Origin of the sequence: Nocardioides sp. OK12, from assembly GCF_024341885.1 — a bacterium.
Lineage (GTDB): Bacteria > Actinomycetota > Actinomycetes > Propionibacteriales > Nocardioidaceae > Nocardioides > Nocardioides marinisabuli.
Map to the genome: position 1 here is coordinate 225,071 of NZ_BNET01000005.1, position 24,747 is coordinate 249,817.

Sequence of the window (24,747 nt, forward strand, 5' to 3'; positions counted from 1 at the left end):
GACGCGCGACTCACCGGCACCGGGTCCACCCCCCGCGGCACGCTGGAACCATGATGGGTGGGTGACCACCCCCACCGTCGAGGCCACACGCCGCGTCCCGGTGGCGGCGGCTGCCGGACTGCTGGCGCTGGTCTTCGTGCTCGGCGTGGTCGCCGTGCGCTTCGCCGTCCCCGGCACCGAGGTCGCGGCCTGGTGGCCCGCCTCCGGCGTCGGCGCCGGTCTGCTGCTGCTCCACGACCGACGGCACTGGCCGATGCTCCTCGCACTGCTGGTGGTGATGTCGGCCGCCGCCAACGTCGTGGGCGGCCGCCCGGTCCCGCTCTCCTCTGTCTACGGCGTCGTCAACGCCGCCGAGGTGCTGGTCTTCTGCGTGGCGCTGGGTGGGCTGCGGGCCCGCCCCTCCCTGGTGACCGGTGAGGACTTCCGCCGGCTGCTGGTCGTGGGCCTCGCGACCGGGCTCGGCATCGGCGCGGTCGCGGGTGTGGTCGTGGCCGTGATGACCGACGGCGACCCGTGGAGCACCGCGCGCAGCGTGGCCGCCTCCCACTCGGCCGCGCTGCTGGCGGTCGTGCCGGTCTTCCTGCGCTCCACCCCCGCTCCCGGCCTCCTCGAGCGTCGACGCGCGGCGGTGGTGGCGCAGCTGGCGCTCACCGCGGCCCTCTCGGCGGTCGTCTTCGCCCCGGGCCAGGAGCTGCCGCTGACGTTCCTGGTGGTCCCGCTCGTCGTGTGGGGTGCCGCGGTCCTGCCGGTGCGCTGGCTGACCTGGCAGATCCTGGTCATCAGCACCGGGGTGACCCTGATGACGGCCGAGGCGGGCGGGCCCTTCGGCGCGCCCGAGAGCATCGACGCCCAGGCGCGCGGGGCCATGGTCCAGCTCTTCATCGTCACGATGGCCGTCGTCGCGCTCCCCCTGGCGATCGCGGTGCAGCAGCGCCGCACCGCCCTGGAGGAGGCGCGCGCCGCCGCGTCGGCGCTGCGCCGCGAGCGCGAGCTGACCTCGGCGGTGCTCGACTCCGCGACCGGCACCGCCATCATCGGCACCGACCCCGAGGGGGTCGTCACCTACGTCAACCCGGGGGCCGAGGACCTGCTGGGCCGGCCCGCGGCCGCGCTGGTGGGCTCGCCGCTGACCTCGATCTACGACCCGGAGGCCCTGCGCGCGCGCCGTGAGCCGGGCGTCAGCGACCTCGGCACCGTGATGCGCTCGGTCGTCGACGGCAGCCCCGGTCGCCAGGACTGGTGCTGGGTGCGCGGCGACGGCAGCCAGGTCACCGTCAGCGTGGCCACCACGGTCCTGCAGAGCGACGACGCGGCGCCCGCGGGCTACCTCGCGGTCGCCCACGACGTCTCCGAGCGCCGTGCCGCCGAGCGCACCCTGCGCGCCGCCCTCGACCGCGAGCAGCTGGCGGTGGAGCGGCTCGAGGAGCTCGACCGCGAGAAGTCGGAGTTCGTCTCCTCGGTCAGCCACGAGCTGCGCACCCCGATGACCAGCGTCCTGGGCTTCACCCAGCTCCTCGGCACCGGCGCGGGCGGTCCCCTGACCGACCGGCAGCGCGACATGATCGCGCGCATCGACCGCAGCGGGCACCGGCTGCTGGGCCTCATCGAGAACATCCTGTCGCTCTCGCGGGTCGAGTCGGCCCGCGAGGAGGTCACCGTCGAGCCCTGCGACCTGCGCGAGGTGGTCGCGGCCGCGCTCTCCGAGACCGAGGCGCTCCTGGCGTCGCGCGACCTCACCCTGCGCACCGACGTGCCGGACGAGCCCGTCGTGGTGGACGGCGAGCGCGACCAGCTGGAGCGCGTGCTGATGAACCTGGTCTCCAACGCCGTGAAGTTCACCGGCGACGGCGGGAGCGTCGACGTCACCCTGACCGGCTCCGCCGGCACCGCCGTGCTGCGGGTCAGCGACACCGGCGTCGGCATCCCCGCCGCGGAGCAGGAGCGGCTCTTCGAGTCCTTCTTCCGGGCGAGCACGGCGATCAGCACGGGCGTCCAGGGCACCGGGCTCGGCCTGACGATCGTGCGCACGATCGTCGAGGGCCACGGCGGCACCGTCGACGTCACCTCCGAGGAGGGCCGGGGCACCACCTTCGAGGTCCGGCTGCCGACCGCCTGAGCGGTGGAGGCCTCAGCCCAGCAGGGCCGAGACCCGGCCCAGCAGCTCCTCGGTGTCGAAGGGCTTGAGCACGTACTCCGTGGCTCCCGCCGCCAGGCCCGCCTGCTCGTCCGCGGCGCGCGAGCGCGCGGTGAGCATCACGATCGGCACCTGGGCGGTGAGCGGGTGCCCCCGCAGCGCGGCCGCGACGTCGAGGCCGTCGAGCTCCCCGGGCAGCGCGCCGTCCAGCAGCACCAGGTCGGGCGCGGTCCCCGTGCCCGTGGCCAGCGCCAGGGCGCCGGCACCGTCGGTGCAGGCCCACACGGTGTGGCCCGCGTCCTCGAGGAGCATCTGGAGCAGGGCGTGGACGTCGACGTCGTCCTCCACCACCAGGATGCGAGCCACGAGTCCCCCTCCGTTGCCGGTACGTCCTGGACTTTACCCGGGTGGCCACCCTCAGCGGGGCAGTCCCAGGATCCGTTCCGCGGCGACGTTGCGCAGCACCTGCGTCGTCCCACCCGCGATCGAGAGGCAGCGGGTGCTGAGCATCTCGCGGACGTCCTCGCCCACCTGCCGCAGCGCCGGGTCGTCGTCGCCGGGCAGGTACGCCGCCACCGCGGCCTCCTGCAGGTCCACCACGAGCTCGGCGGCGTCCTGGCGGTTGCGCACCCCGAGCAGCTTGGCGACGCTCGACTCGGCCCCCGGCCCCTGGCCCGCCAGCGAGCGCAGCGTCGAGCGCACCCCGAGCAGCGTGCAGACCGTGGACAGGGCCACCGAGCGGCCGACCGCGGCCCGCTGCGCCGATCCCAGGTCGCCGGCGGCGGCCAGCTCGACCGCCCTCTCCGTGGAGGTCGCCAACCGGCTGCCGGCCATCGCCACCCGCTCGTTGGCCAGGGTCGTGCGCGCCAGCCGCCACCCCTCGCCGGGCTCGGCGACCACGCAGTCGTCGGGCACCAGGACGTCGTCCAGGAAGACCTCGTTGAAGAGCGCCTCGCCGGTGATCTCGCGCAGCGGGCGCACCTCGATGCCCTCCGAGCCGCGCATGTCGACCAGGAAGTAGGTGATGCCGCGGTGCTGCGGCACGTCGGGATCGGTGCGGGCCAGGCAGATCGCCCAGTCGGCACGGTCGGCCAGCGACGTCCAGACCTTCTGCCCGGTCAGCCGCCACCCGCCGTCGACCTTCACCGCGCGGGTGCGCAGCGAGGCCAGGTCGGAGCCGGCGCCGGGCTCGGAGAAGAGCTGGCACCACACGATCTCCCCGCGCAGCGAGGGCAGCACGAACCGTTCGCGCTGCGCCTGGCTGCCGTGCTGCACGATCGTGGGCAGCGCCCAGCCGGCGATGACGATGTCGGGGCGCTCAACACCGGCCTCGGCGAGCTCCTCGTCGATGACGACCTGCTCCACGGCACCGGCCCCCCGCCCGTACGGCGCCGGCCAGTGCGGGGTCAGCAGCCCGGTGTCGACCAGCGCGCCGCGGCGCTGCTCGGGCGGGAGGGCGGCCACGCCGGCCACGTCGGCGCGCACCCCCGGCCGCAGCTCCGCGTCGCGTCCCTGGAGGTCCAGCCGCACCCTCCGGCGCACGCCCCGCACGGCCGCGTCGACCAGCCGCTGGGCGGCGTCGTCGCCGCGACCCAGGAGTCCACGCAGGGCCAGCGCCCGGCGCAGGTAGAGGTGCGCGTCGTGCTCGAAGGTGAAGCCGATGCCACCGAGCACCTGGATGCAGGACTTCGCGACCTCGACGGCACCGTCGAAGCAGGTGGCCTCGGCGACGTCGGCGGCGAAGGCCCACTGGCCGTCGTCGCCGTCCGCCGCGGCCGCGGCCACGTCCCAGGCGGCGGCGGTGACGGCCTCGGCCGTCTCGAGCATCTCGGCGCAGAGGTGCTTGACGGCCTGGAAGCTGCCGATCGGCCGCCCGAACTGCTCGCGGACCTTCGCGTGGGCCACGGCCGTCTCCAGGCACCAGCGGGCCAGTCCGGCCGCCTCGGCCGCCGCGTAGGTCACCGCGCACCGGCGCAGGGCAGCCGCGCCGGTGCCCTCGAGCCGGGTGGCGCCAGCCGTGTCGGCGGTGTCGACGGCCCGGACCCTGGCGAAGCGCCTGCTCAGGTCGAGCCCGGTCGCCGGCCGGGCGTCCACGGCGGCGCGGTCGACGATCACCAGGCCGTCGTCGTCGGCGAGGAGCACCCGGGCCGCGGTGGGTGCGTCCCACAGCACGCCGTCGAGCACGACGGAGACGACCTCGTCGCCGACCGGGCCGGGCGCGAGGTGCGCGGCGACCACGGGTCCCAGCAGCGGACCGGGCACCAGCGCGTGGGCGCAGGCCTCGAGGGCGACCGCCACGTCGAGCGCGCCGCCGCCGCCACCGCCGAGCTCCTCGGCGACCCCGATCGTCGGGACCCCCATGTCGACCAGCGCCTTCCAGGCCGGCTCGAAGCCGGCCGAGCCGTCCTGCTCGGCGGCCCGGGCGAGACCCGGACCGTCCAGGCCCGCTGCCCACGAGCGCAGGCTGGCCGCCAGCTCGGCGTGCTCCTCGGAGATCCCGATCGACATGCAGTGCCCTCCAGAACTAGAACGTGTTCCAACTCTATAGGCTGAGCGGCGTGAGCGACGACTGGTTGTCCCATGCCCTGGCCGCGAAGGGCTTCATGCCCGAGGACGAGGGCGCGCTGCTGCACCGCCGCGCCCTGGAGCGGCTGGCCCACGGCCCGGTGCTCGAGGTCGGCACCTACTGCGGCAAGTCGGCGGTCTACCTCGGTGCCGCCGCCCGGGCGGTCGGCGGCGACCAGGCGGTCGTCTTCAGCGTCGACCACCACCGCGGCTCGGAGGAGAACCAGGCCGGGTGGGAGCACCACGACCCCGAGGTCGTCGACGGCGAGGTGGGCCTGATGGAGACCCTGCCCTTCGCTCGCCGCACCCTGCACGACGCCGGGCTCAGCGACCACGTGGTGCTGGTCGTGGGTCGCTCCACGACCGTCAGCCGGCACTGGGCCACGCCGCTCTCGCTGCTCTTCATCGACGGCGGGCACGCCGAGGAGCACGCCCAGGCCGACTACACCGGTTGGGCGCACCACCTCGTGAGCGGGGGCCTGCTGGTGATCCACGACGTCTTCGCCGACCCCGCGGACGGCGGCCAGGCGCCGTACCACGTGCACCAGCGGGCGCTGGCCTCCGGCGCCTTCGAGGAGGTCGAGGCGCTGGGGTCGATGCGGGTGCTGCGGCGGGTCTCAGGCGCGGCGGGAGAACCCGTCGGCTGAGGCCGGCTCGTCGGAGCACCCGCACTCCAGGCCGATCTCGGCGAAGTGCGGGGCCAGCGACGTGCCGCGCATGATGCCCGAGCCGGGCGTCGCGTGGCCGTGGGTCTCCCCCAGCGCGTCGACCGCCAGCAGCACCGCGGCGGCGGTGTAGGTCGTCCACTCCGGCGGCCAGTTGACGTTGACCGGCTCGGTCGCGGTCGCCTCGTCGCCGTAGACCCAGCCGGTCCAGTACTTCCCGTCCTCGGTGCGCAGGTGCTGCATGTCGCCGAGCAGCGCCAGGGCCCGGCGGCTCTCGCCGAGGGAGTCGAGCGCCATCACCAGCTCGCAGGTCTCGGCGCCGGTGACCCAGGGGTTGGTGTCGACGCAGAGGATGCCCAGGCCGGGGCGCACGAAGTCGTCCCAGCGGCTGTCGATGAGCGCCAGCCCCTCGTCGCCGCGCACGGCCCCGCCCAGCACCGGGTAGTACCAGTCCATCGAGTAGGTGGACTTGTCCAGGAACAGGTCGCGGTGGCGGCGCACGGCGTGGCCGAGCCGGCCGCCGGCCAGCTCCCACTCCGGCTGCGGGTCGTCGAGCAGGTCGGCCAGGGCCACGCCCGCGCGCAGCGACTGGTAGATGCTCGAGGAGCCGGCCAGGAGGGCGCCCTGCTCCTCGGGGGTCCAGTTGATGCCGCCGAAGGCCAGCTGCTGGCCCACCACCCAGTCGAGGCCGGCGCGCACCGAGGGCCAGAACCGCTGCACGAAGCCGAGGTCGCGTCGCACCAGCCAGTGGTGCCAGATCCCGACGGCCAGGTAGGCCGACATGTTGACCTCGCCGCGCGGGTCCTCGACCTCGCCGGCCACGATCTTCATCGGCCACGAGCCGTCGGCGCGCTGCATGGTGGGCACCCAGTCGTAGGCGGCCTCGGCCGCCTCGACCTCGCCCCCGACCAGCAGCGCCATCGCGGCCTCGACGTGGTTCCAGATGTCGGTGTGCTCGGCCGTCGTCCACGGGATCGACCCGCACGGCTCCTGCATGTCGGCGATCGAGCGCGCGGTCTGCGCGACCTGCTGGGCGCTCAGCACCCCGTCGACGTACGGCAGGCGGGCGAGCTCGGCGTCGGCGACGCGGTCCTCAGGCCGCACGCGGGTCGCTCACGGGCTTGGTGAAGTAGAGCACCATGCTCTTGCCGATCAGCGGGTCGAGGACCCGGCCGGCCAGGCGCAGGGCGCGCGGCTGCTTCATGATCTCCCACACCAGCAGGCGGTGGTAGGCCTTGACGGCCGGGTGGTCGTCGTTGGTGACGCCGACCGCGCACTTGATCCACCAGTACGGCGCGTGCAGGCCGTGCGCGTAGTCCTTGCCGTCGAAGGTGAGCCCGGCGTTCTGCAGCTTGCCGATCAGCTCCTTGTCGGAGTAGATGCGGATGTGGCCGTAGGGCACGTTGTGGTAGTCGTCGCTGAGCTTCCAGTTCACGATCTCGGGGAACCAGCGCGGCACCGAGACCGCCATGGTGCCGCCCGGGCGCAGCACGCGCGCGAGCTCCTCGATGGCCTGGATGTCGGCGGGGATGTGCTCGAGCACCTCGGCCGCGACGACCCGGTCGAACTCGCCGTCGGCGAAGGGCAGCGAGAGCGCGTCGCCCTCCTTGACGTCGGCCTCGGCGCCGTCGGGCACCTCGCCCGCCTCGCGCATGGCCACGAAGAGCTCGCGCACCCCGGCCAGCTCGTCGGCGTCCATGTCGAAGGCGATGACGTCACCGCCGCGGCGGTAGGCTTCGAAGGCGTGGCGGCCGCCACCGGCGCCCATGTCGAGGACGCGGTCGCCGGGTCGCAGCCCGAGGCGGTCGAAGTCAACGGTGAGCACTGGTGCCCCTCTTTCTGGTCCCCCGGCCCTTGCGGCCGGTGCCGGTCATCGGTCCTGTGGCGTGCCACGAGGCGATCACGTCCTCGTACGCCGCGGCGACGGTGGCGGCCACCGCCCGCCAGCTGAACATCTCCTCGACGCGCCGGCGACCGGCGCGCCCCATCTCCGCGCGGCGCTCGGGGTCGTCGAGCAGCGCGGCGAGGGCCGCGGTCAGCTCGCCGACGTCGCCGGGGGTCACCAGGTCGGCGCAGAGCCCGTCGGGGCCCACGACCTCGGGGATGGCCCCCGCCCGCGAGACGATCAGGGGCGTCGCGCAGGCCATCAGCTCGGCGGTCGGCAGCGAGAACCCCTCGTAGAGCGACGGCACGCACGCGATCTCGGCCGAGCCCATCAGCTCCACGAGCTCGGCGTCGCTCACGCCGTGCACGAAGCGCACGGAGTCGCCGATCGAGAGCCGGTCGATGAGCTTCTCGGTGCGCCCGCCGGGCTGCGGCTTGGTGACCAGCACGAGCTCGACGTCGCGCTCGGTGCGCAGCTTGGCGAAGGCCTCGAGCAGGGTGGCGATGCCCTTCATCGGCGCGTCGGCGCTGGCCATGGCCAGGATCCGCCCGGGCACCCGCGGCGCGGTCGGCGGCACGAACCCGTCGTCCACACCGAGCAGGATCACCTGCATGCGGGCGGGGTCGACGCCGAAGTCGCGGGCGATGTCGCGCTTGGAGGTCTCGGAGGGGGTCATCAGCGCCCGGGCCGAGCGCGCCACCCGGCCCTGCATCCGCAGGAAGCCGTACCAGCGGCGCAGGGTGAGCTTGCGGTAGGGGTTGCGGGTCTGGGCCAGGTCGATGCGCCGGTCGAAGGTGATCGGGTGGTGCAGCGTGGTGATCAGCGGCATCGTCTGCTCGACGTCGAGCATGCCGTAGCCCAGCACCTGGTTGTCGTGGGCGACGTCGAACTCGTCGGCCCGCTCGCGCAGCAGCCGCGCGACCCGCGTGCTGAAGGTCTTGGGCTCGGGGAAGCCGGCCGCGCACATGGTCGCGAACTCCTCCACGTCGACCCGGTCGCGGAACTCGCGCAGCCTGGGCACCCGGAACGGGTCGGGCTCGCGGTAGAGGTCGAGGCTGGGCACCTTGGTCAGCCGCACACCCTCGTCGAGCTCGGGGTAGGGCTGCCCGGAGAAGACCTCGACCTCGTGGCCCAGCGCGACCAGCTCGCGGCTGAGGTGGCGGATGTAGATGCCCTGGCCGCCGCAGTGCGGCTTGGATCGGTAGGACAGCATCGCGATCCGCATGCCTGGCTCCTCTGGTCGGTACGGCCGTCGGGGCCGGTCGGGGGTCTCGGCCACCCGTGCCCGCCTCACCCCTGCGGGCCGGTGGAGCCAAGTGGAACGTGTTCTATCATGTCACGACTCGTCGGTAGCCTAGTCGCCCGCCCCGGACCCGTACCGTGGCACCCGTCGATTTCCAGCCCTCGAACCAGCAAGGGGTCACGCGTGACCGTCAGCAACTCCCTCTCCAGCGACGAGCTCGGCTCGGCCGCCCAGCGCGAGCGCCGCAAGCGCATCCTCGACGCGACCATCGCGCTGGCCTCCGGGGGCGGCTTCGACGCGGTGCAGATGCGCTCGGTCGCCGACCAGGCCGAAGTGGCCCTGGGCACGCTGTACCGCTACTTCCCCTCCAAGATCCACCTGCTGGTCTCGGCGCTGGGTCGCGAGTTCGAGCGTGCCGAGGCGCAGTTCGCCCAGCGCGAGATCCCGGGCGACACGCCCGCGGAGCGGGTCGTCAACGTGCTCAAGACCACCAGCCGCGGGGTGCGCGGCGACGCGCACCTCACCGAGGCGCTCACCCGTGCCTTCATGTTCGCCGACGCCTCGGTGCGCACCGAGATCGACCACGTGGGCATGCTGATGACGCGCATGCTGATCCGCGCGATGGACCCGGACCGCGACCCCGCCACCGACGAGATCAGCGAGGCCGACATCGCGATCGCCCAGGTGATCGGCGACGTGTGGCTCTCCGCCCTGGTCGGGTGGGTCACCGGTCGCGCCACCGTGGCCGAGACCAGCCAGAAGATCGAGGTCGCGGTCGGGCTGCTGCTGCGCGACTGACTAGCGCACGGCGGCGGCCGTGGACCCGCCCAGGTCCATCGCCGGCAGCCCCAGCTTGCGGTGGTCCCAGCTGCGCACCCGGTCGGCGTCGAGGCGCACGACCACCCGGTTCTTGGCCATCACCTCGACGAACGGTCGCATCTCCTCGGTGTACGGCGCGTTGTAGCGCTCGAAGACGTTGACGCAGACGTCCCAGACCAGCTGCTCGTCCTCGAGCACCACGCCCGTGCCCTCCAGCGCGACCCCGCGCAGCTGGTCGTAGGTGTGGCCGTTCTCGACGAGGAAGCTCATCCGCGGGTCGCGGCGCAGGTTGACGACCTTCTGCGACTTGGCCTTGGTCTCGAGGTAGACGTGGCCGTCGAGCCAGGCGTACCACATCGCGACCAGGTGCACGGCCCCGTCCTTGCCGATCGTGGCGACCGTCGAGCTGCGCTGCTCGGTCAGGAACGCGTCGACCTCGGCCTCGTCCATCTGGACCTGACCGCGCTGGTTGGCCATCTGCTGCTCATCCTCCGAAGGCGTGGGTGGCGCTGACGCCCCCGTCGACGGCGATCTCCGCGCCGTTGACGTACGTCGACTCGTCGCTGGCAAGGTACACGTAGAGCGGCGCGACGTCGGCGGGGTGTCCCACGCGGCGCATCGGCACCTTCGCGGCGCCGTACTCCATCGCGGCGTCGCCGCCGTGCTGGCGCGTCATCGGGGTGTCGATCATGCCCGGGTGCACCGAGTTGACCCGGATGCCGTGCGGTCCGAGCTCGTGGGAGGCGCCCTTGGTCATGCCCCGGATCGCGAACTTGGTCGCGCCGTAGGCCACCACGCCCGCCATGCCGCCGAGGCCCTCGGTCGAGCTGGCGTTGATGATCGAGCCGCCGCCGTTCTTGCGCATGGTGCGCGCGACGGCCTTCATGCCCAGGAAGCAGCCGAGCTGGTTGACCCGGAACATCAGCTCGAGGTCGGCGACGTCCTGGCGCTCGACCTGCCCGAAGCGCAGCACCCCGGCGTTGTTGGCCAGCACCGAGACCGGCCCCCACTGCTCGGAGGTCTCGGCGACCAGGGACGTCCAGGAGTCCTCGTCGCTGACGTCGTGGTGGGCGAAGCGCGCCATGCCCGGGTGCGAGGCCTCGAGTTCGGCCGCCAGCGCGGCCCCCTCGTCGGCGGCGACGTCGGCGATGACCGTGCGTGCGCCCTCGGCCACGAAGGCGCGGCAGATGCCGGCCCCCTGGCCCATCGCGCCGCCGGTCACGATGGCGACCTTGCCGGCCAGCCGTCCCTCGGTGCTGCTGCTCACAGGGTCATCCTCATGATCGAGTCGGCGGCGAAGCCGGTGGCGGGGTCGCGGTCGGCGAAGAACCCGCCCAGCTGCTGGTCGAGCTCCTCGGCGGTCCAGGTCGGCCCGGTGGTGTCGAAGCGCTGCTCGACGACGGGGGCGGCCACCACGGCGACCATCCCGCCGTACACGACCAGCACCTGGCCGGTGATCCGCTCGGCCGCCGGCGAGGCCAGGTAGGCCACCACGGGGGCGACGTGGTCGGGCGAGTAGGGGTCGACGGCGTCGCCCGAGGTGTCCTCGCCGAAGACCTCGGCGGTCATGGCGGTGCGGGCCCGCGGGCAGATCGCGTTGGCGCGCACCCCCGAGGAGCCCAATGCGCGCGCGGTGGCCACCGTCAGGTTGGCGATGCCGGCCTTGGCGGCGCCGTAGTTGGCCTGTCCGGGCGGGCCGGAGAGGAAGGCCTCGGAGGCGGTGTTGACCACGCTGCCGTAGACCGGGCCGCCCTGCTGCTTGGCCTGCGCGCGCCAGTGCGCCGCGGCGTTGCGCGAGAGCAGGAAGTGCCCGCGCAGGTGCACCCGCACCACCGCGTCGAACTCCTCGTCGCTCATGTTGAAGAGCATCCGGTCGCGGGTCATGCCCGCGTTGTTGACCACGACGTCGAGGCGGCCGTGGCCCTCGACCGCGGCCGCCAGCATGGCGTCGGCGGTGGACCGCTCGGCCACGTCGCCCTCGACGACCAGCACCCGCCGGCCCAGCGCCTTGACCTCGTCGGCGACGCGGTCGGCCGCGCCGGGCAGGTCGTTGACCACGAGGTCGGCGCCCGCGGCCGCGAGGGCCAGCGCCTCGGCCCGGCCCAGGCCGGCCCCTGCGCCGGTCACGACCGCGACGCGGCCCTCCAGGGAGGTGCTCACTCAGTCCTCCAGCCGGATCGCGGCGCGCGGGCAGGCCGCCACGGCGCGCTCGACGTCGGCGCGGTTCTCGTCGGTCGTCTGCTCGGTCTTGAGCTGCAGGTAGTCGTCGTCGTCGAGCTCGAAGACCTGCGGGGCCATCGCCTCGCACAGCGCGTTCGACTCGCACAGGTCGAAGTCGACCTTGATCGTGCTCATGGATCAGCTCCCTTCACTGGAGTGGCCCGGGAACACCTTGGCCCCGGGGTCGATGGCGACGGTGGCGTTGTTGACGGCCGTGGCCGCCTCGCCGAAGCCGACGGCGATGAGACGCACCTTGCCGGGGTGCTCGGTGATGTCGCCCGCGGCGAAGACCCGCGGCAGGTTGGTGCGCATGGAGGGGTCCACGACCACGTGGCGCTTGTCGACCTCGATCCCCCACTGCTGGATCGGCCCGAGGTCGGCCACGAAGCCCAGCGCGGCCACCACCGCCTGGCACGGCAGCACCGTGGTCTCGTCGCCCTGGCGCAGCTCGACCTCGCCGAGCGGGCCGTCGGGGTCGCCCGGGGCGGCGCGCAGCGCGAGCACCTCGGCCTCGGTGACCAGGCGCACCGAGGAGGCCCGCACCTGGGCCACGGTGCGCTCGTGGGCACGGAACTGCGCCCGGCGGTGCACCAGCGTCACGGAGCGGGCGACCGGCTCGAGGTGGACCGCCCAGTCGAAGGCGGAGTCGCCGCCGCCGACGATGACCACGTCCTTGTCGGCGTACGGCTCGAAGCGGGGCACGAAGAACTCCAGGCCACGGCCCAGCCACCCCTCCCCGGCCGGCAGCGGGCGCGGGGTGAACCTGCCGATGCCGGCGGTGACCAGGACAGCGCCGGCGGAGACGGTCGTGCCGTCGTCGAGGCCGACCCGCACGCCGTCGTCGCGGTGCTCGAGGCTCAGCGCGGTGCGGCCCAGCAGGTACGTCGGGTCGGCGCTGGCGGCCTGCTCGACCAGCCCCGCGACCAGGTCGCGCCCCTTGACCGCGGGGAACCCCGCCACGTCGAGGATGAGCTTCTCCGGGTACATCGCGGTGACCTGGCCGCCCAGCTCGGGCAGCGAGTCGACGACGGCCACGCGGTGGCCGCGGAAGCCGGCGTAGTAGGCCGCGAAGAGCCCGGTCGGCCCGGCTCCCACGACCAGCACGTCGCACTCGACGTGCTCGGGGTCGGCACCGGTCCGGGAGGTCACGGCTAAACCATAACGTGTTCTAGTTTCGCCGTCACCCGGTGTCAGGTGCTGGTCGGGAAGGGCTCGTGCTCGCTGGCCCGCAGCACCTCGAACGGCTCGGCGTAGCGCGCGTGCGGCAGCTGGCGCGCCCAGTAGCGCGCGGTGGCCACCACCAGGTCGGGTGCCAGGTAGTGGCGCTCGGCCTGGGAGCGGTAGTACGCCAGCAGCTCGACCTTCTCCTCGATGGTCTCCCCCACCGGCACGAACTTGGTCGGGGCGAACTCGTTGCGCGAGGACGGCGACTGGTAGCAGTACAGCTGCGGCACGCGGCGCGCGGCGATGACCGTCGCCTCGTGCACGGCGCGGTGGTCCTGGTGGTTGTCGTGCTTGGAGTGCACGTAGAGCGTGGTGGGCCGCGCGTGCGCGATCGCCGCCTCGACCAGGCTGATGGTGTCGTGGGAGTCGCCGATGCGGGTGTCGGGCAGGTCGCCCATCAGCAGCTCGGCCGACAGCGCCATCGCGGCGCCGGCGGCCTCGCGCCGTCGCTGCTCGGTCCGGCCGCCCACGGCTCCGCGGCTCAGGGTGAGCACCGTGATCGCGTGCCCGAGCCGCCGGTGGCGCAGCAGGGTCGCGCCACAGCCGATCTCGATGTCGTCGGGGTGGGCGCCCACGGCCAGCACCCGCTCCTCCGCACCCCGGGGTCGGGGCCCGAGCAGCTCGAGCGCGGTGCCCGGGTCGGCCGGGTCGACGACCTCGGTCAGCCCCGCCCGCATGGCGCGCAGCAGGCCCGCGCCGTCGGCGCCGGACCCGGCCAGCACGACCACGCGGGTCTGCGGGCAGACCCGGCGCACCTCCTCCACGAGCCGCAGCGTCGGGTCGTCGAGGAGCGCGGGGTCGACCATCAGCATCGAGGGCGCGCCGGAGACGTCGACGAGGTCGAGCGTCTCGGCGGGCTCGAGCAGGACCGGCAGGTGACCGGCGTCGCCCAGCGCCTCGAGGAGCCCGGCGACCGGGCCGGCGGTCCACACCACGACCAGCCGCTCGGGCGCGACGGCCTCCCGCACCAGGCCCGGGGGGAGGTCGGAGATCGGCCCGTTCACCGAGCGGGGTCGAGCTGGTAGGAGCTGCCGCCCACCGTGCTGATCAGGTCGCGGCCCGCGGCGTTGCGCAGCTTGCGGCGCAGCCCGGCGACCTGCACGTCGACGACGAAGTCGGACTCGATGAGCTCGCCCGACCACACCTCGGCCGCGAGCGCCTCGCGCGCCCAGGGCTGCCCCGGGCGGGTGGCCAGCGTCGCGAGCAGGTCGAGCTCGGGCGGGGTCAGGGGCAGCGGCACCCCGTCGAGGGTGGCGAACTGCTGCTCGCGCGAGACCACCAGCCCGCCCTCGAGCCGCAGCGGCGCCGAGGGCGACGGCGACGCGGCCAGCGAGCCGACCCGTGGCCGCCGCAGCAGGGCGGCGGCCCGCGCCTTGAGCTCGCGCGGGGAGAAGGGCTTGACCAGGTACTCGTCGGCGCCCACCTCGAGGCCCACCAGCCGCTCCACCTCGGTGTCGCGACCGGTGATCATCACCACGTAGGCGTCGGTGAAGGTGCGCAGCTCGCGGCACACCTCGGTGCCGTCGGCGTCGGGCAGCGTGAGGTCGAGGGTGACCAGGTCGGGCGCCCACTCACGAGCGGTGCTGACCGCGTCGCGGCCGGTGCCGACCGCCCGGGTCTCGAGGCCCAGGCCCTCGAGCACCATCACGACGAGGTCGCGGACGTCGGGGTCGTCGTCGACCACGAGCGCGCGGTGCTCGCTCACGCGGTTCCTCTCGTCGGGGGGGGCGGGGGGAGGCGCCGTCACGGCGCCGGTGCCAACCCTAGCCGTCCGGTTCCTCACCCGGCAGCGGCACCCGGGCCTCCCAGCGCGCCCTGCGCTCGTCGTCGCTCTGCTCCCACCAGGGCGTCCCACGCTCCCCCAGCGCCACCTTCGCGGCCTGCACGCCGGCGCGCGAGCGCGCCTCCTCGTCGGTGCCGCGGGTGCGGCGCACGTCGCGCCGCCAGGCCATCAGGGCCTTCTGCAGCTCCTCGCGCCGCTCCTGGGGCAGGTCGGGGTCGGTCGCGCGCCACCGCCGGCCGTCGATGACGACGTACCGGCCGTCGGGGGTGTGCTCGACGTCCCTGCCGCTGCCCGTGCCGCTCATGGGCTCAGCCTCGCGCCTGCAGCGCGGCGCGGTCCATCACCCGTCGGGCGCGCAGCCGGTAGCGGTAGACCTGCACCAGACCCAGGGTCCACAGCACGTACTGGGTGCTCATCGCCCAGCGGAACGCCCCGGGCGTGTAGTCGGAGCCGCCGCCGGGGGTGCGCCAGTCGAGCACCAGGCCGATGGCCACCACCAGCACCAGGCTCGCCGAGAAGCCGCCCACGTTGATGATGCCCGTCGAGCTGGCCATCCGCTCCGGCGGGTTCGCGGTGCGCCCGACGTCGAAGCCGATCATCGAGGCCGGCCCGCCGACCCCGACCACCAGCGCGAGCACCACCAGCAGCCCCAGCGGGGCCGGCCCGGGCCAGACGAGCACGAGCGTCCAGGTCGCCACGATGGCCACGACCACCGCGATCACCATCGAGGAGCGGTGCCAGGGGTGCAGGCCGATGAGCCACCCCAGCACCGGGCCGCTGACGATCACCGCCACCACCACCAGGGTCAGCAGCAGCCCGGCCTCGCCCGGCGTGCGCCCCTCGCCGCGCACGAAGAACGGGTAGCCCCACAGCAACGTCAGCGTCGTCGCGCTGAACTGGGTGGAGAAGTGCATCCAGAAGCCCAGGCGGGTGCCGGGGTGCGACCACGAGGCGCGCAGGCTGGCGACCACCCGGGCCGGCGACATCAGCTCGCCCCGGGTGTGGCGGCGACCCGGCGCGTCGGCGACCACCACGAGGGCCACCAGGGTCAGGACCGCCCCGGTGGCCGCGGTGACCAGGTAGGCGGTCGTCCAGCCCCAGGAGCCCAGCGCCCAGGTCATCGGCACCGCGGCCGCGATCGCGCCGGTCTGGCCGATCGTGCCGGTCAGCTGGGTGAAGAACGGCACGCGGCGCACCGGGAACCAGGTGGCCAGCAGGCGCAGCACGCAGATGAACGTCATCGCGTCGCCCATGCCGACGAAGAAGCGGGCCACCAGCGCGACGGGGTAGGAGTCGGCGAAGGCGAACGCGGTCTGGGCCGCCGACAGCAGCACCGCCCCGCTCAGCAGCACGCTCCGCGGCCCGTAGCGGTCGACGAGCAGGCCCACGGGCACCTGCATGCCGGCGTACACCAGCAGCTGGAGCATCGTGAACGTCGCCAGCTGGGAGGCGGAGATGTCGAAGCGCTCGGTGGCCACCAGGCCGGCCACGGCCAGCGAGGAGCGGTGGAACACGGCGAGCAGGTAGAGCGACAGGGCCACGGCCCAGACCAGGACGGCCCGGGACGCCACTCGCTCACCGGGACTCCGCACCCGGTCATTGTCCGCCCCACCCCGCCGGCGCGGCGTCCACCCCTAGGGTGTCGGGCATGAGGAGCCGGTTCTCACGCGACCCCAGGCCCGACGGGTTCCTGGGGCCGCAGCCCTCCGCGGTGCTGCTGGTCACCCAGGTGCTCGCCGTGATCGCCTACCCGTTCCTGGACACCAGCACCGCCGGGCGCGCCGTGCTCGGCGTCGCCCAGATCGCGGTGGTGGGCGCGGCCCTCGCAGCGGTGCGGCGCACCCCCGCACTGACCTGGGTCGCCCTGCTCGTCGGGCTGCCCGCCGCCGGCTTCACGGTGGTCGAGGCCCTGACCACCGGCATCGACTGGGTCGTGCTTGTCTCGGCGCTGCTGCACGCGCCGTTCTACTTCTACGTGTCCTACTCGATGGTGCGCTACCTCTTCCACGACGACAAGGTGACCCGGGACGAGCTCTACGCCACCGGCGCCGCCTTCACGGTGGTCGCCTGGGGCTTCGCCTACGTCTACGCCGCCGTGGCCGTCCTGTCGCCCGACTCGTTCTCGGGCGGCTCCGCCTCCGACGGGCAGACCTGGTTCGAGCTGCTCTACCTGTCGTTCTCGGTGCTCACCAGCGTCGGGCTCTCCGACGTGGTGCCGATGGGCTCGCACGCGCGATCGTTCGTGGCGGTCGAGATGGTCGTGGGCGTGCTCTACGTCGCCCTGGTCATCTCGCGCCTGGTCGGGCTGACGGTGAGCCGGCAGGCGATGAAGGCCGCCGACCGCGACTAGCGGTCACTTGGTCGCCTCCATCATCTGGCGCAGCTCCTTCTTCAGCTCGTCGACCTCGTCGCGCAGCCGGGCCGCGAGCTCGAACTGCAGCTCCGCGGCGGCCTCGCGCATCTGGTCGGTGAGGTCCTGGATGAGCTGGGCCAGGTCGGCACTGGGCATCCCGGCCAGGTCCTTGGCGTGCTGGCCGGCGTCCTTGCCGGTCAGCGCCGGGACCGGTTGCTTGGCCTTGACCCCGCCGGCACGACCCTTGGCCGCGGTGCCGGCCCAGGTCTCGAGGAGCGCCTGGGTGTTCTCGTCCTCGCGCGCCAGCATCTCGGTGATGTCGGCGATCTTCTTGCGCAGCGGCATCGGGTCGACGCCGTGGGCGGTGTTGTAGGCGATCTGCTTGTCGCGGCGCCGGTTGGTCTCCTCGATCGCCGACTCCATGGAGGGGGTGATCTTGTCGGCGTACATGTGCACCTGCCCCGACACGTTGCGGGCCGCGCGGCCGATGGTCTGGATCAGCGACTTGTCGGAGCGCAGGAAGCCCTCCTTGTCGGCGTCGAGGATCGCGACCAGCGAGACCTCGGGCAGGTCGAGGCCCTCGCGCAGCAGGTTGATGCCGACGAGCACGTCGTACTGGCCCAGCCGCAGGTCGCGCAGCAGCTCGATGCGCTTGAGGGTGTCGACCTCGCTGTGCAGGTATCGGGTGCGGATGCCGGCGTCGAGGAGGTAGTCGGTGAGGTCCTCGGACATCTTCTTGGTCAGCGTGGTGACCAGCACCCGCTCGTTCTTCTGGGTGCGCTCCTTGATCTCGTGGATCAGGTCGTCGATCTGGCCCTTGGTCGGCTTCACGACCACCTCGGGGTCGATCAGGCCGGTGGGCCGGATGATCTGCTCGACCACGTGCGGCGGCGTCGAGCCGCCCACCTTGTCGAGCTCGTAGTCGCCGGGGGTCGCGGAGAGGTAGATGGTCTGCCCGATGCGCTCGAGGAACTCCTCCCACTTCAGCGGCCGGTTGTCCATGGCGCTGGGGAGGCGGAAGCCGTGGTCGACCAGGTTGCGCTTGCGGGACATGTCGCCCTCGTACATGCCGCCGATCTGCGGGACCGCCACGTGCGACTCGTCGACCACGAGCATGTAGTCCTCGGGGAAGTAGTCGAGCAGGCAGTTGGGCGCCGAGCCACGGGCCCGCCCGTCCATGTGCATCGAGTAGTTCTCGATGCCCGAGCAGGAGCCGACCTGGCGCATCATCTCGATGTCGTACGTCGTGCGCATCCGCAGGCGCTGGGCCTCGAGCAGCTTGCCCTGTTTCTCGAAGCTCGCCAGCTGCTCCTCCAGCTCGAGCTCGATGCCGCGGATCGCCCGCTCCATCCGCTCCGGGCCGGCGACGTAGTGGGTGGCGGGGAAGACGTAGAGCTCGGTGTCCTCGGTGATCACCTCGCCGGTGACGGCGTGCAGCGTCATCAGCCGCTCGATCTCGTCGCCGAAGAACTCGATGCGCACCGCGTGCTCCTCGTAGACCGGGAAGATCTCGAGGGTGTCGCCGCGCACCCGGAAGGTGCCACGGGTGAAGGACATGTCGTTGCGCGTGTACTGGATCTCCACCAGCTGGCGCAGGATCGAGTCGCGGTCGCGCTCCTCCCCCACGCGCAGGCGCAGCATCCGGTCGACGTACTCCTGCGGGGTGCCGAGGCCGTAGATGCACGAGACGGTGCTGACCACGATCACGTCACGGCGCGTGAGCAGCGAGTTGGTCGCCGAGTGGCGCAGCCGCTCGACCTCCTCGTTGATGGAGGAGTCCTTCTCGATGTAGGTGTCGGTCTGGGGGACGTAGGCCTCGGGCTGGTAGTAGTCGTAGTAGGAGACGAAGTACTCGACCGCGTTGTCGGGGAAGAGCTGGCGCAGCTCGTTGGCGAACTGCGCGGCCAGCGTCTTGTTGGGCTGGAGCACCAGCAGCGGTCGCTGCACCTGCTCGGCGACCCAGGCCACGGTCGCCGTCTTGCCGGTGCCGGTCGCGCCCAGGAGCACGACGTCCTGCTCGCCCCCGTTGATCCGCTTGGCGATCTCGGCGATGGCGGCCGGCTGGTCGCCCGCGGGCTGGTAGTCGGAGACGACCTTGAAGGGGGCGACGCGGCGCTCGAGATCGGTGACAGGACGCATGCCCCGAGCCTAGACACGCCCACCGACACCCGCACGGTCCAGGCCGCGGCCCACCGCCGCCCGGACTACGCCGGGTCTGACCGATCGGTCACTTTTGCCCCAGATCCCCCATCCGTGCTCACGCGTCACGCTGGTGCGCGCCTAGGATTCGGGCCGGGGGACGGCCGACGCGCCACGGCATGGCCAGGCGACTCCTTCGAGACATGGGGACTGACACAGCAATGACACACCTGGTGGACGAGTCGCGCACCCGTCGCGCCCGCACCGCGGCGAGCCTGGGCCTGCTGGAGGCCGAGCGCAACGCCCGCGTGGACCGCATCACCGCGCTCGCGGCCCGGGTCTTCGGCGTGGAGCTGACGACCGTGACGGTCCTGGACGGCGACCGCGCCACCTTCCCCATCAGCCAGGGCCTGGAGCCCGGCACGACCATGCCGCGCAGCGAGGTCTTCTGCGACCTGACCCAGCGCCTCGGCGAGCCGATGTACGTCGAGGACGCCTCGGCCGACCCGCGCTTCGCCGACTGGCCGATCGTCACCGACGCCGGCATCCGCTTCTACGCCGGGCACCCCCTGCGCGACCACCTCGGCACCGTCGTGGCGACCCTGTGCCTGCTCGACAGCACCCCGCGACGCCTGGGCGCCGACGAGAAGGAGCTGCTCTCCGAGCTCGCCGGCCTCACCGAGACCGAGATGGTCTCCTCGACCGAGATGCGCCTGGCCCAGGAGGCCCAGGCCTCGCTGCTGCCCCAGGGCGTGCTCGAGGTCGACGGCTGGCGGGTCGAGGGCGCCTGCGTGCCGGCGGCGGCGGTGGGCGGCGACTTCTACGACTACCGCGCCACCGGGCGCAGCGCGGTGCTGCGGCTGGCCGACGTGATGGGCAAGGGGACCCCCGCGGCGCTGATCGCCGCCGGGGTGCGCGCCGCCCTGCGGGGCACCGAGGCCGCGGCCGCGGCGGGCGTCGACCTGGGCGTCACCGTGACCCGCACGGCCCGCACCCTCGACGACGACCTGGAGCGCACCGAGTCGTTCGTGACCCTCTTCGAGGCCGTCATCGACCTCGACGACGGCGAGGTGCGCTACGTCGACGCCGGCTGCGGGCTGGCCCTGGTGGCGCGCAACGACGGCCGCGTCGAGTCCCTGCGCAGCAGCGACGGTCCCATCGGCGTCTGGCCCGACGACCACTGGACCGAGCACCGCACCACCCTCGCCCCGGGTGAGCGCCTCGTGGTCGTCAGCGACGGAGTCCTCGACCTGGTGGGCGAGGGCCCCGGGGTGGTCGAGCGCATCGCCGAGCTCGTCCTCGACCACGACGCCGTGCACCGGCTCCCCGAGGTCGTGCGCGAGTCCGACACCACCTCGGCCGTCGACGACGTCACCGTCGTGGTCGCCACCCGGCCCGCGGCAGCGGGTGCGGCATGAGCCGGCGGCTGCTGCTGATCCGGGTCATCGTCGTCATCACGGCGCTGACCGGCCTCAACTACATCACCTGGCGCTGGCTGTTCTCGATCAACTTCGACGCCTGGTACATCGCCTTCCCGCTGATCCTCGCCGAGACCTACTCGCTCATCGACTCGCTGCTCTTCGGCTTCGGCATCTGGCGGCTCAAGGAGCGCCCCGCGCCTCCCCCGCCGCCCGACGGGCTCACCGTCGACGTCCTCATCACCACCTACAACGAGCCCGTCGACCTGGTCATGACCACGGCGCTGGCCGCCAAGGCGATCCGCTACCCGCACCAGACCTGGATCCTCGACGACGGCAACCGCCCCGAGATGCGCGCCGCGGCCGAGGAGCACGGCATCGGCTGGATCTCGCGCTCCGAGGAGTGGGCCGGGATGCCCCGGCACGCCAAGGCCGGCAACCTCAACAACGCGCTGGTGCAGACCGACGGCGAGTTCCTCCTCATCCTCGACGCCGACCAGGTGCCGACCCCGGAGATGCTCGACGCGACGCTGGGCTACTTCGACGACCCCGAGATGGGGCTGGTCCAGACCCCGCAGTTCTTCGTCAACGTGCCCGAGAGCGACCCGCTCGGCAGCCAGGCGCCGCTGTTCTACGGCCCGATCCAGCAGAGCAAGGACGGCTGGAACTCCGCGTTCTTCTGCGGCTCCAACGCCGTGATCCGGCGCGAGGCGCTGGTCCAGATCGGCGTCGCGAGGTACGCCGGCGAGATCGCCCTGCGGGTCTACCAGACGCTGTACTACGCCACCGGCGTGCTGAAGAAGGCGCGCAAGCAGGTCCCCGCCGAGGAGACCGCGACCCGCGAGGCGCTGCTCGAGGTCGAGGCGCTGGTCCGGGGGGCGCGCAAGGAGCTCGCCGACGGCGAGGCGCTCTTCGACGTCACCTACCGCTTCCAGCGCAGCGTCGACGAGGTGCGTCGCCGGATGGTCGACGCGGACCTCAGCGGGCTGCAGGCCGACCTGGCCGAGATCGCGGCCCTGGGCGCCGCCGAGGGCGACCAGGACTTCTCCCTCGACGACAACCAGGAGGCCCTGGCCCGCCTCGCCGAGCGCGACTGGTCGCCGATGGGGGCCATCGAGTCGGTCACCGCGCTGGTCGACGCGGTCGACGTCGACCGCGGCGGCGAGGCCCAGGCGGTGATGCCGATGGCGACCATCTCGGTCACCGAGGACATGGCCACCTGCATGCGCATGCACGGCCTGGGCTGGAAGTCGGCCTACCACGACACCCCGCTGGCCTTCGGCCTCGCACCCGAGGACCTCAAGACGATGCTCACCCAGCGGCTGCGCTGGGCCCAGGGCACGATGCAGGTGATGTTCCGGGAGAACCCGCTGACCCAGAAGCGGCTGTCGTGGCCGCAGCGGCTCATGTACTTCTCCACGATGTGGAGCTACCTCTCGGGCTTCGCGGCCATCGTCTACCTCGCCGCGCCCGTGCTCTTCCTGGTCTTCGGCGTGCTGCCCGTGCAGGCCCTGAGCAGCGACTTCTTCCTGCGCCTGATCCCCTTCCTGGTCATCAACCAGCTGCTCTTCATCGTGGTCTCCGACGGCAGACCGACCTGGCGGGGCATGCAGTACTCCCTGGCGCTCTTCCCGACCTGGATCCGCGCCTTCACCTCCGCCTTCGGCAACGTCTTCATGGGGCGCAGCCTCGACTTCGCGGTCACGCCGAAGGAGAAGCAGGACCCCACGGGGCCGGCGTACCACCTGATCAAGCCACAGCTGTTCGCGATCGGGGCCCTGCTCCTGGCCGTGGTCATCGGCACGGTGCGGATGATCACGGGCGACGCCGAGGTGCTGCCGACCCTGTTCAACTTCGTCTGGGTGGGTCTCGACCTGGCCCTGATCTCCGTGATCGTCCAAGCCGCGCGCTACCGGGGCTTCGAACCCGGTAGTGCCACGTCCCTGCCCGCGACGGCCCAGGCCGCGCTGCGCAACCGAGAGGAAGCCTCATGATCGAGTTCGACGTCCGCACGATGGACACCGGGGTCGGGGTCGTCACCCCCCGCGGACGCCTCAACATGGTCGCGGCACGCCAGTTCAAGACCATCCTGGGCGAGCTCGTCGCCGGCGGGACCCACCGGATCGTGGTCGACCTGGCCGAGACCGACTTCATCGACTCCTCGGGCCTCGGCGCCCTCATCGGCGGGGTCAAGCAGACCCGCCAGCAGGGCGGCGACCTGCGCATCGCGCGCCCCACCGAGAGCGTCATGGGCGTCCTGGAGCTGACCAACCTGGCCCGGGTCCTGCGTCCGCGCGACGCGGTCGACACGGCGTTCGATGACTGACCGGCTGCTGCCCGGCCTGGAGGCCGTGCTGCAGTCCGAGGTCCCCACCACCCTCGAGGGCGTCGACGCGGTGCACGACCTGCTGGCAGCCTTCTGGGAGCAGCAGCCCGAGGTGCCCGACCTGTGCCGGATGCGCGTGGAGACCGCGGTCGTCGAGGTGGTCGCCAACATCGTCGAGCACGCCTTCGCCGCCGACCAGACCAGCGGGGCCGACGGCCAGCACCGACGGCTGACCATCGCCGTGGGCCGCGAGGACGCCACCGTCGTGGTGGCCTGCCGCGACAACGGCCTGCCCGCCGCCATCGACCTGAGCGACGTGACCATGCCCGACGACGACGCGGAGTCCGGGCGCGGCCTGGCCATGGCGATCCAGGTCCTCGACGAGCTGCGCTACGAGCACCACGAGGGCCGCAACTTCTGGAGGCTTACGTGCACGATGTGACCCGCACCGGCCACCGACCCCTGGGGGCGTCCGGGCTGGCGGCGGGCCTGCTCGCCGCCTCGCTGGCGCTCGTCCCCTCGACGGCGCACGCGGCGGACGGGCCCACGGACCTGCCCGAGGCGGGCACGGCCTGGTTCGGCGCCGAGCTCGACTGGGACGGCGACTCCCCCAGCCGCTACACCGACCGCCTCGGCACCGACGTCTCGCTGCTCGCCCGGCCCGTGGCCTACCCCCTCACCGAGGGCTCGCGCGCGGCGCTGGGCGACCTGGCGCGCACCTCCGCCGAGCAGGGCGCGATGAGCGTGGTCGACCTGCAGCCCGCGGCGGCCCTCGACGACCTCGACACCGAGGACGCCGAGGAGCTTGTCGAGGAGCTCGACGAGCTCGGCGCCGAGCACGGCAGCCGGTTCCTGCTGCGCTTCGCTCCGGAGATGAACGGCACCTGGACCCCCTGGGGCCAGCAGCCGACGGCGTACGTCGCCGCCTTCCGCCAGCTCGCCGACGTGGTCCACGACGAGGCCGACGCGGCGTGGACCGTCTGGGCGCCGGCGTACGGCGCCGGCTACCCCTTCGGCGGCGCCATCAACGGGGTGCGCCGCGGCAGCACCGTCACCAGCGCAGCGACCGCACGCGACGCCGAGCGCCTCGACAGCAACGGTGACGGCGAGCTGGGCACCGGCGACGACCCCTACGGTCCCTACTACCCCGGCGACGCCGCGGTCGACTGGGTCGGCCTGAGCATGCTGCGCTACGGGGTCGACCAGCGCTTCGGCGCCAACCTCGAGCCCACCGCCGACGAGCTGCAGTCGAGGCTCGACGAGGAGTTCGGCTACGCCTCGCCCACCGGCCGGCGCAGCTTCTACGCACGCTTCGCCGACGGCCGTGACCAGCCGATGATGCTGAGCACCGGGGCGCTCTTCAACCCCGCCGGCACGGGGGCCAGCGAGCGCGACGTGAAGCGGGCCTGGCTGCAGCGGGTGGCCAACGCCGTGCGCTTCCGCCCCCGGCTCCGGGCGGTGGTCTGGCTCGAGGACGCCCGCTACGAGCCCGAGGTCGGCGGCCAGGTCCGCTGGGGTCTGACCCCCACCCGCGAGCTGGCCGCCGCCAACGGCCGCATCCTCGAGCGCGGGCCCTTCGACCTGGGACCAGCGGTCACGCCGCCGGAGGACGACGACCGACCGGCCGCGCGGGACGGGTCCGGGGCCGACGACGCGTCGGAGGACGCGGCGGACGACGAGGCAGGACGCTCCCTGCTGGAGCGGGCCGAGGAGACCACCGGCGTCCCCGTCGAGGGCGCGGCGTCGTTGCTGGGCGCCGTGGCGCTGCTCCTCGGGGTGGGTCTGGCGCTGCGCGCGCGCCGACGCCGGATGCGTCCGCCCTGGCTGTGAGGCCCGGAGCGTGAGGCCCGGGGTGGTCCAGTCCACCCCGGGTCCGCACCCCTGGAACGAGAGCGATCTTTAACTTTCTCTTCCACAACGTGAACATCAGTCATATATTCGGCGCACGCTCCCTCCCCCCCCTCCCCCGAGGA

At 73.0% G+C, this 24,747-nt stretch carries 24 protein-coding genes; 9 read left to right on the top strand and 15 right to left on the bottom strand.

Annotated features, from left to right (window positions below):
• Positions 1–61: 61 nt before the first annotated feature.
• Positions 62–2,116 (top strand): sensor histidine kinase, encoded by a 2,055-nt coding sequence (locus OCU29_RS14335; protein ID WP_261820447.1) that lies wholly within the window; start codon positions 62–64, stop codon positions 2,114–2,116.
• Positions 2,117–2,128: 12 nt separating this feature from the next.
• Here OCU29_RS14335 and OCU29_RS14340 read toward each other — a convergent pair whose 3' ends face one another.
• A complete protein-coding gene (locus tag OCU29_RS14340) occupies positions 2,129–2,500 on the bottom strand; it encodes a response regulator transcription factor (RefSeq protein ID WP_218876374.1) in 372 nt (123 codons plus the stop codon).
• A 51-nt stretch (positions 2,501–2,551) separates the two neighbouring features.
• Complete coding sequence (locus OCU29_RS14345; protein WP_261820448.1) at positions 2,552–4,642, bottom strand: acyl-CoA dehydrogenase; 2,091 nt, start codon at positions 4,640–4,642, stop codon at positions 2,552–2,554.
• A gap of 50 nt (positions 4,643–4,692) precedes the next feature.
• On the opposite strand from OCU29_RS14345, the gene OCU29_RS14350 reads away from it, so the two are divergent.
• Positions 4,693–5,346 (top strand): class I SAM-dependent methyltransferase, encoded by a 654-nt coding sequence (locus tag OCU29_RS14350; RefSeq protein ID WP_258016993.1) that lies wholly within the window; start codon positions 4,693–4,695, stop codon positions 5,344–5,346.
• On the opposite strand, the gene OCU29_RS14355 is transcribed toward OCU29_RS14350, so the two are convergent.
• From OCU29_RS14355 to OCU29_RS14365, 3 genes are read right to left on the bottom strand one after another with little or no spacing between them, the layout of a single operon-like run.
• Positions 5,317–6,468: a prenyltransferase gene (locus OCU29_RS14355; protein WP_258016994.1), complete on the bottom strand. Its 1,152-nt coding sequence runs from the start codon at positions 6,466–6,468 to the stop codon at positions 5,317–5,319. The genes OCU29_RS14350 and OCU29_RS14355 overlap by 30 nt on opposite strands.
• Positions 6,458–7,189 (bottom strand): class I SAM-dependent methyltransferase, encoded by a 732-nt coding sequence (locus OCU29_RS14360; protein WP_261820449.1) that lies wholly within the window; start codon positions 7,187–7,189, stop codon positions 6,458–6,460. Before OCU29_RS14360 ends, OCU29_RS14355 begins: the two co-directional genes overlap by 11 nt.
• The gene (locus tag OCU29_RS14365) at positions 7,176–8,474 is read right to left on the bottom strand and encodes a glycosyltransferase family 4 protein (protein ID WP_261820450.1); all 1,299 of its coding nucleotides are present in this window, start codon (positions 8,472–8,474) and stop codon (positions 7,176–7,178) included. The genes OCU29_RS14360 and OCU29_RS14365 overlap by 14 nt, the downstream gene beginning before the upstream one ends.
• 201 nt (positions 8,475–8,675) lie before the next feature.
• On the opposite strand from OCU29_RS14365, the gene OCU29_RS14370 reads away from it, so the two are divergent.
• Positions 8,676–9,290, top strand: coding sequence for a TetR family transcriptional regulator (locus OCU29_RS14370; protein ID WP_258016995.1), 615 nt, complete (start codon positions 8,676–8,678; stop codon positions 9,288–9,290).
• Here the strand turns inward: OCU29_RS14370 and OCU29_RS14375 are convergent, their stop codons facing one another.
• The 9 genes from OCU29_RS14375 to OCU29_RS14415 are packed head-to-tail and all read right to left on the bottom strand — an operon-like array spanning position 9,291 to position 16,130.
• Entirely contained in the window at positions 9,291–9,788 is a 498-nt protein-coding gene (locus OCU29_RS14375) for a pyridoxamine 5'-phosphate oxidase family protein (protein ID WP_261820451.1), read from the bottom strand.
• Between the two features lie 7 nt (positions 9,789–9,795).
• Positions 9,796–10,578, bottom strand: coding sequence for an SDR family NAD(P)-dependent oxidoreductase (locus OCU29_RS14380; protein WP_258016996.1), 783 nt, complete (start codon positions 10,576–10,578; stop codon positions 9,796–9,798).
• The gene (locus OCU29_RS14385) at positions 10,575–11,471 is read right to left on the bottom strand and encodes a 3-oxoacyl-ACP reductase (protein WP_261820452.1); all 897 of its coding nucleotides are present in this window, start codon (positions 11,469–11,471) and stop codon (positions 10,575–10,577) included. Before OCU29_RS14385 ends, OCU29_RS14380 begins: the two co-directional genes overlap by 4 nt.
• The gene (locus OCU29_RS14390) at positions 11,472–11,666 is read right to left on the bottom strand and encodes a ferredoxin (protein ID WP_179616713.1); all 195 of its coding nucleotides are present in this window, start codon (positions 11,664–11,666) and stop codon (positions 11,472–11,474) included. It abuts the gene before it with no gap.
• 3 nt (positions 11,667–11,669) lie between these two features.
• Positions 11,670–12,680, bottom strand: coding sequence for an NAD(P)/FAD-dependent oxidoreductase (locus OCU29_RS14395; RefSeq protein ID WP_261820453.1), 1,011 nt, complete (start codon positions 12,678–12,680; stop codon positions 11,670–11,672).
• Positions 12,681–12,721: 41 nt separating this feature from the next.
• Positions 12,722–13,759, bottom strand: a complete 1,038-nt coding sequence (locus tag OCU29_RS14400) for a PIG-L deacetylase family protein (protein ID WP_261820454.1) — start codon at positions 13,757–13,759, stop codon at positions 12,722–12,724.
• Positions 13,756–14,460 carry a response regulator transcription factor gene (locus OCU29_RS14405; protein ID WP_261820455.1) on the bottom strand — a complete coding sequence of 235 codons (705 nt, stop codon included), beginning with the start codon at positions 14,458–14,460 and terminating at the stop codon, positions 13,756–13,758. Before OCU29_RS14405 ends, OCU29_RS14400 begins: the two co-directional genes overlap by 4 nt.
• 58 nt (positions 14,461–14,518) lie before the next feature.
• Complete coding sequence (locus OCU29_RS14410; RefSeq protein ID WP_261820456.1) at positions 14,519–14,842, bottom strand: hypothetical protein; 324 nt, start codon at positions 14,840–14,842, stop codon at positions 14,519–14,521.
• Positions 14,843–14,846: 4 nt separating this feature from the next.
• Positions 14,847–16,130, bottom strand: a complete 1,284-nt coding sequence (locus OCU29_RS14415; protein ID WP_261820457.1) for a nitrate/nitrite transporter — start codon at positions 16,128–16,130, stop codon at positions 14,847–14,849.
• 56 nt (positions 16,131–16,186) lie between these two features.
• Between OCU29_RS14415 and OCU29_RS14420 the strand changes: the two genes are divergently transcribed.
• On the top strand, positions 16,187–16,888 hold the full coding sequence (locus OCU29_RS14420) for a two pore domain potassium channel family protein (RefSeq protein ID WP_179616717.1): 702 nt from the start codon (positions 16,187–16,189) through the stop codon (positions 16,886–16,888).
• A 3-nt stretch (positions 16,889–16,891) separates the two neighbouring features.
• Here the strand turns inward: OCU29_RS14420 and uvrB are convergent, their stop codons facing one another.
• Entirely contained in the window at positions 16,892–19,030 is a 2,139-nt protein-coding gene (gene uvrB / locus OCU29_RS14425; RefSeq protein WP_179616718.1) for an excinuclease ABC subunit UvrB, read from the bottom strand.
• Between the two features lie 221 nt (positions 19,031–19,251).
• Here uvrB and OCU29_RS14430 point away from each other — a divergent pair, with 221 nt between their 5' ends.
• Genes OCU29_RS14430 through OCU29_RS14450 form a run of 5 tightly spaced genes read left to right on the top strand, consistent with a single transcriptional unit; the run spans position 19,252 to position 24,604 of the window.
• Positions 19,252–20,448, top strand: coding sequence for a PP2C family protein-serine/threonine phosphatase (locus tag OCU29_RS14430; RefSeq protein WP_261820458.1), 1,197 nt, complete (start codon positions 19,252–19,254; stop codon positions 20,446–20,448).
• Positions 20,445–22,442 carry a glycosyltransferase family 2 protein gene (locus tag OCU29_RS14435; protein ID WP_261820459.1) on the top strand — a complete coding sequence of 666 codons (1,998 nt, stop codon included), beginning with the start codon at positions 20,445–20,447 and terminating at the stop codon, positions 22,440–22,442. The genes OCU29_RS14430 and OCU29_RS14435 overlap by 4 nt, the downstream gene beginning before the upstream one ends.
• Positions 22,439–22,774, top strand: coding sequence for an STAS domain-containing protein (locus OCU29_RS14440; RefSeq protein ID WP_261820460.1), 336 nt, complete (start codon positions 22,439–22,441; stop codon positions 22,772–22,774). Before OCU29_RS14435 ends, OCU29_RS14440 begins: the two co-directional genes overlap by 4 nt.
• Complete coding sequence (locus tag OCU29_RS14445; protein WP_261820461.1) at positions 22,767–23,216, top strand: ATP-binding protein; 450 nt, start codon at positions 22,767–22,769, stop codon at positions 23,214–23,216. The genes OCU29_RS14440 and OCU29_RS14445 overlap by 8 nt, the downstream gene beginning before the upstream one ends.
• Complete coding sequence (locus tag OCU29_RS14450) at positions 23,204–24,604, top strand: hypothetical protein (protein ID WP_261820462.1); 1,401 nt, start codon at positions 23,204–23,206, stop codon at positions 24,602–24,604. The genes OCU29_RS14445 and OCU29_RS14450 overlap by 13 nt, the downstream gene beginning before the upstream one ends.
• Positions 24,605–24,747: the final 143 nt, after the last annotated feature.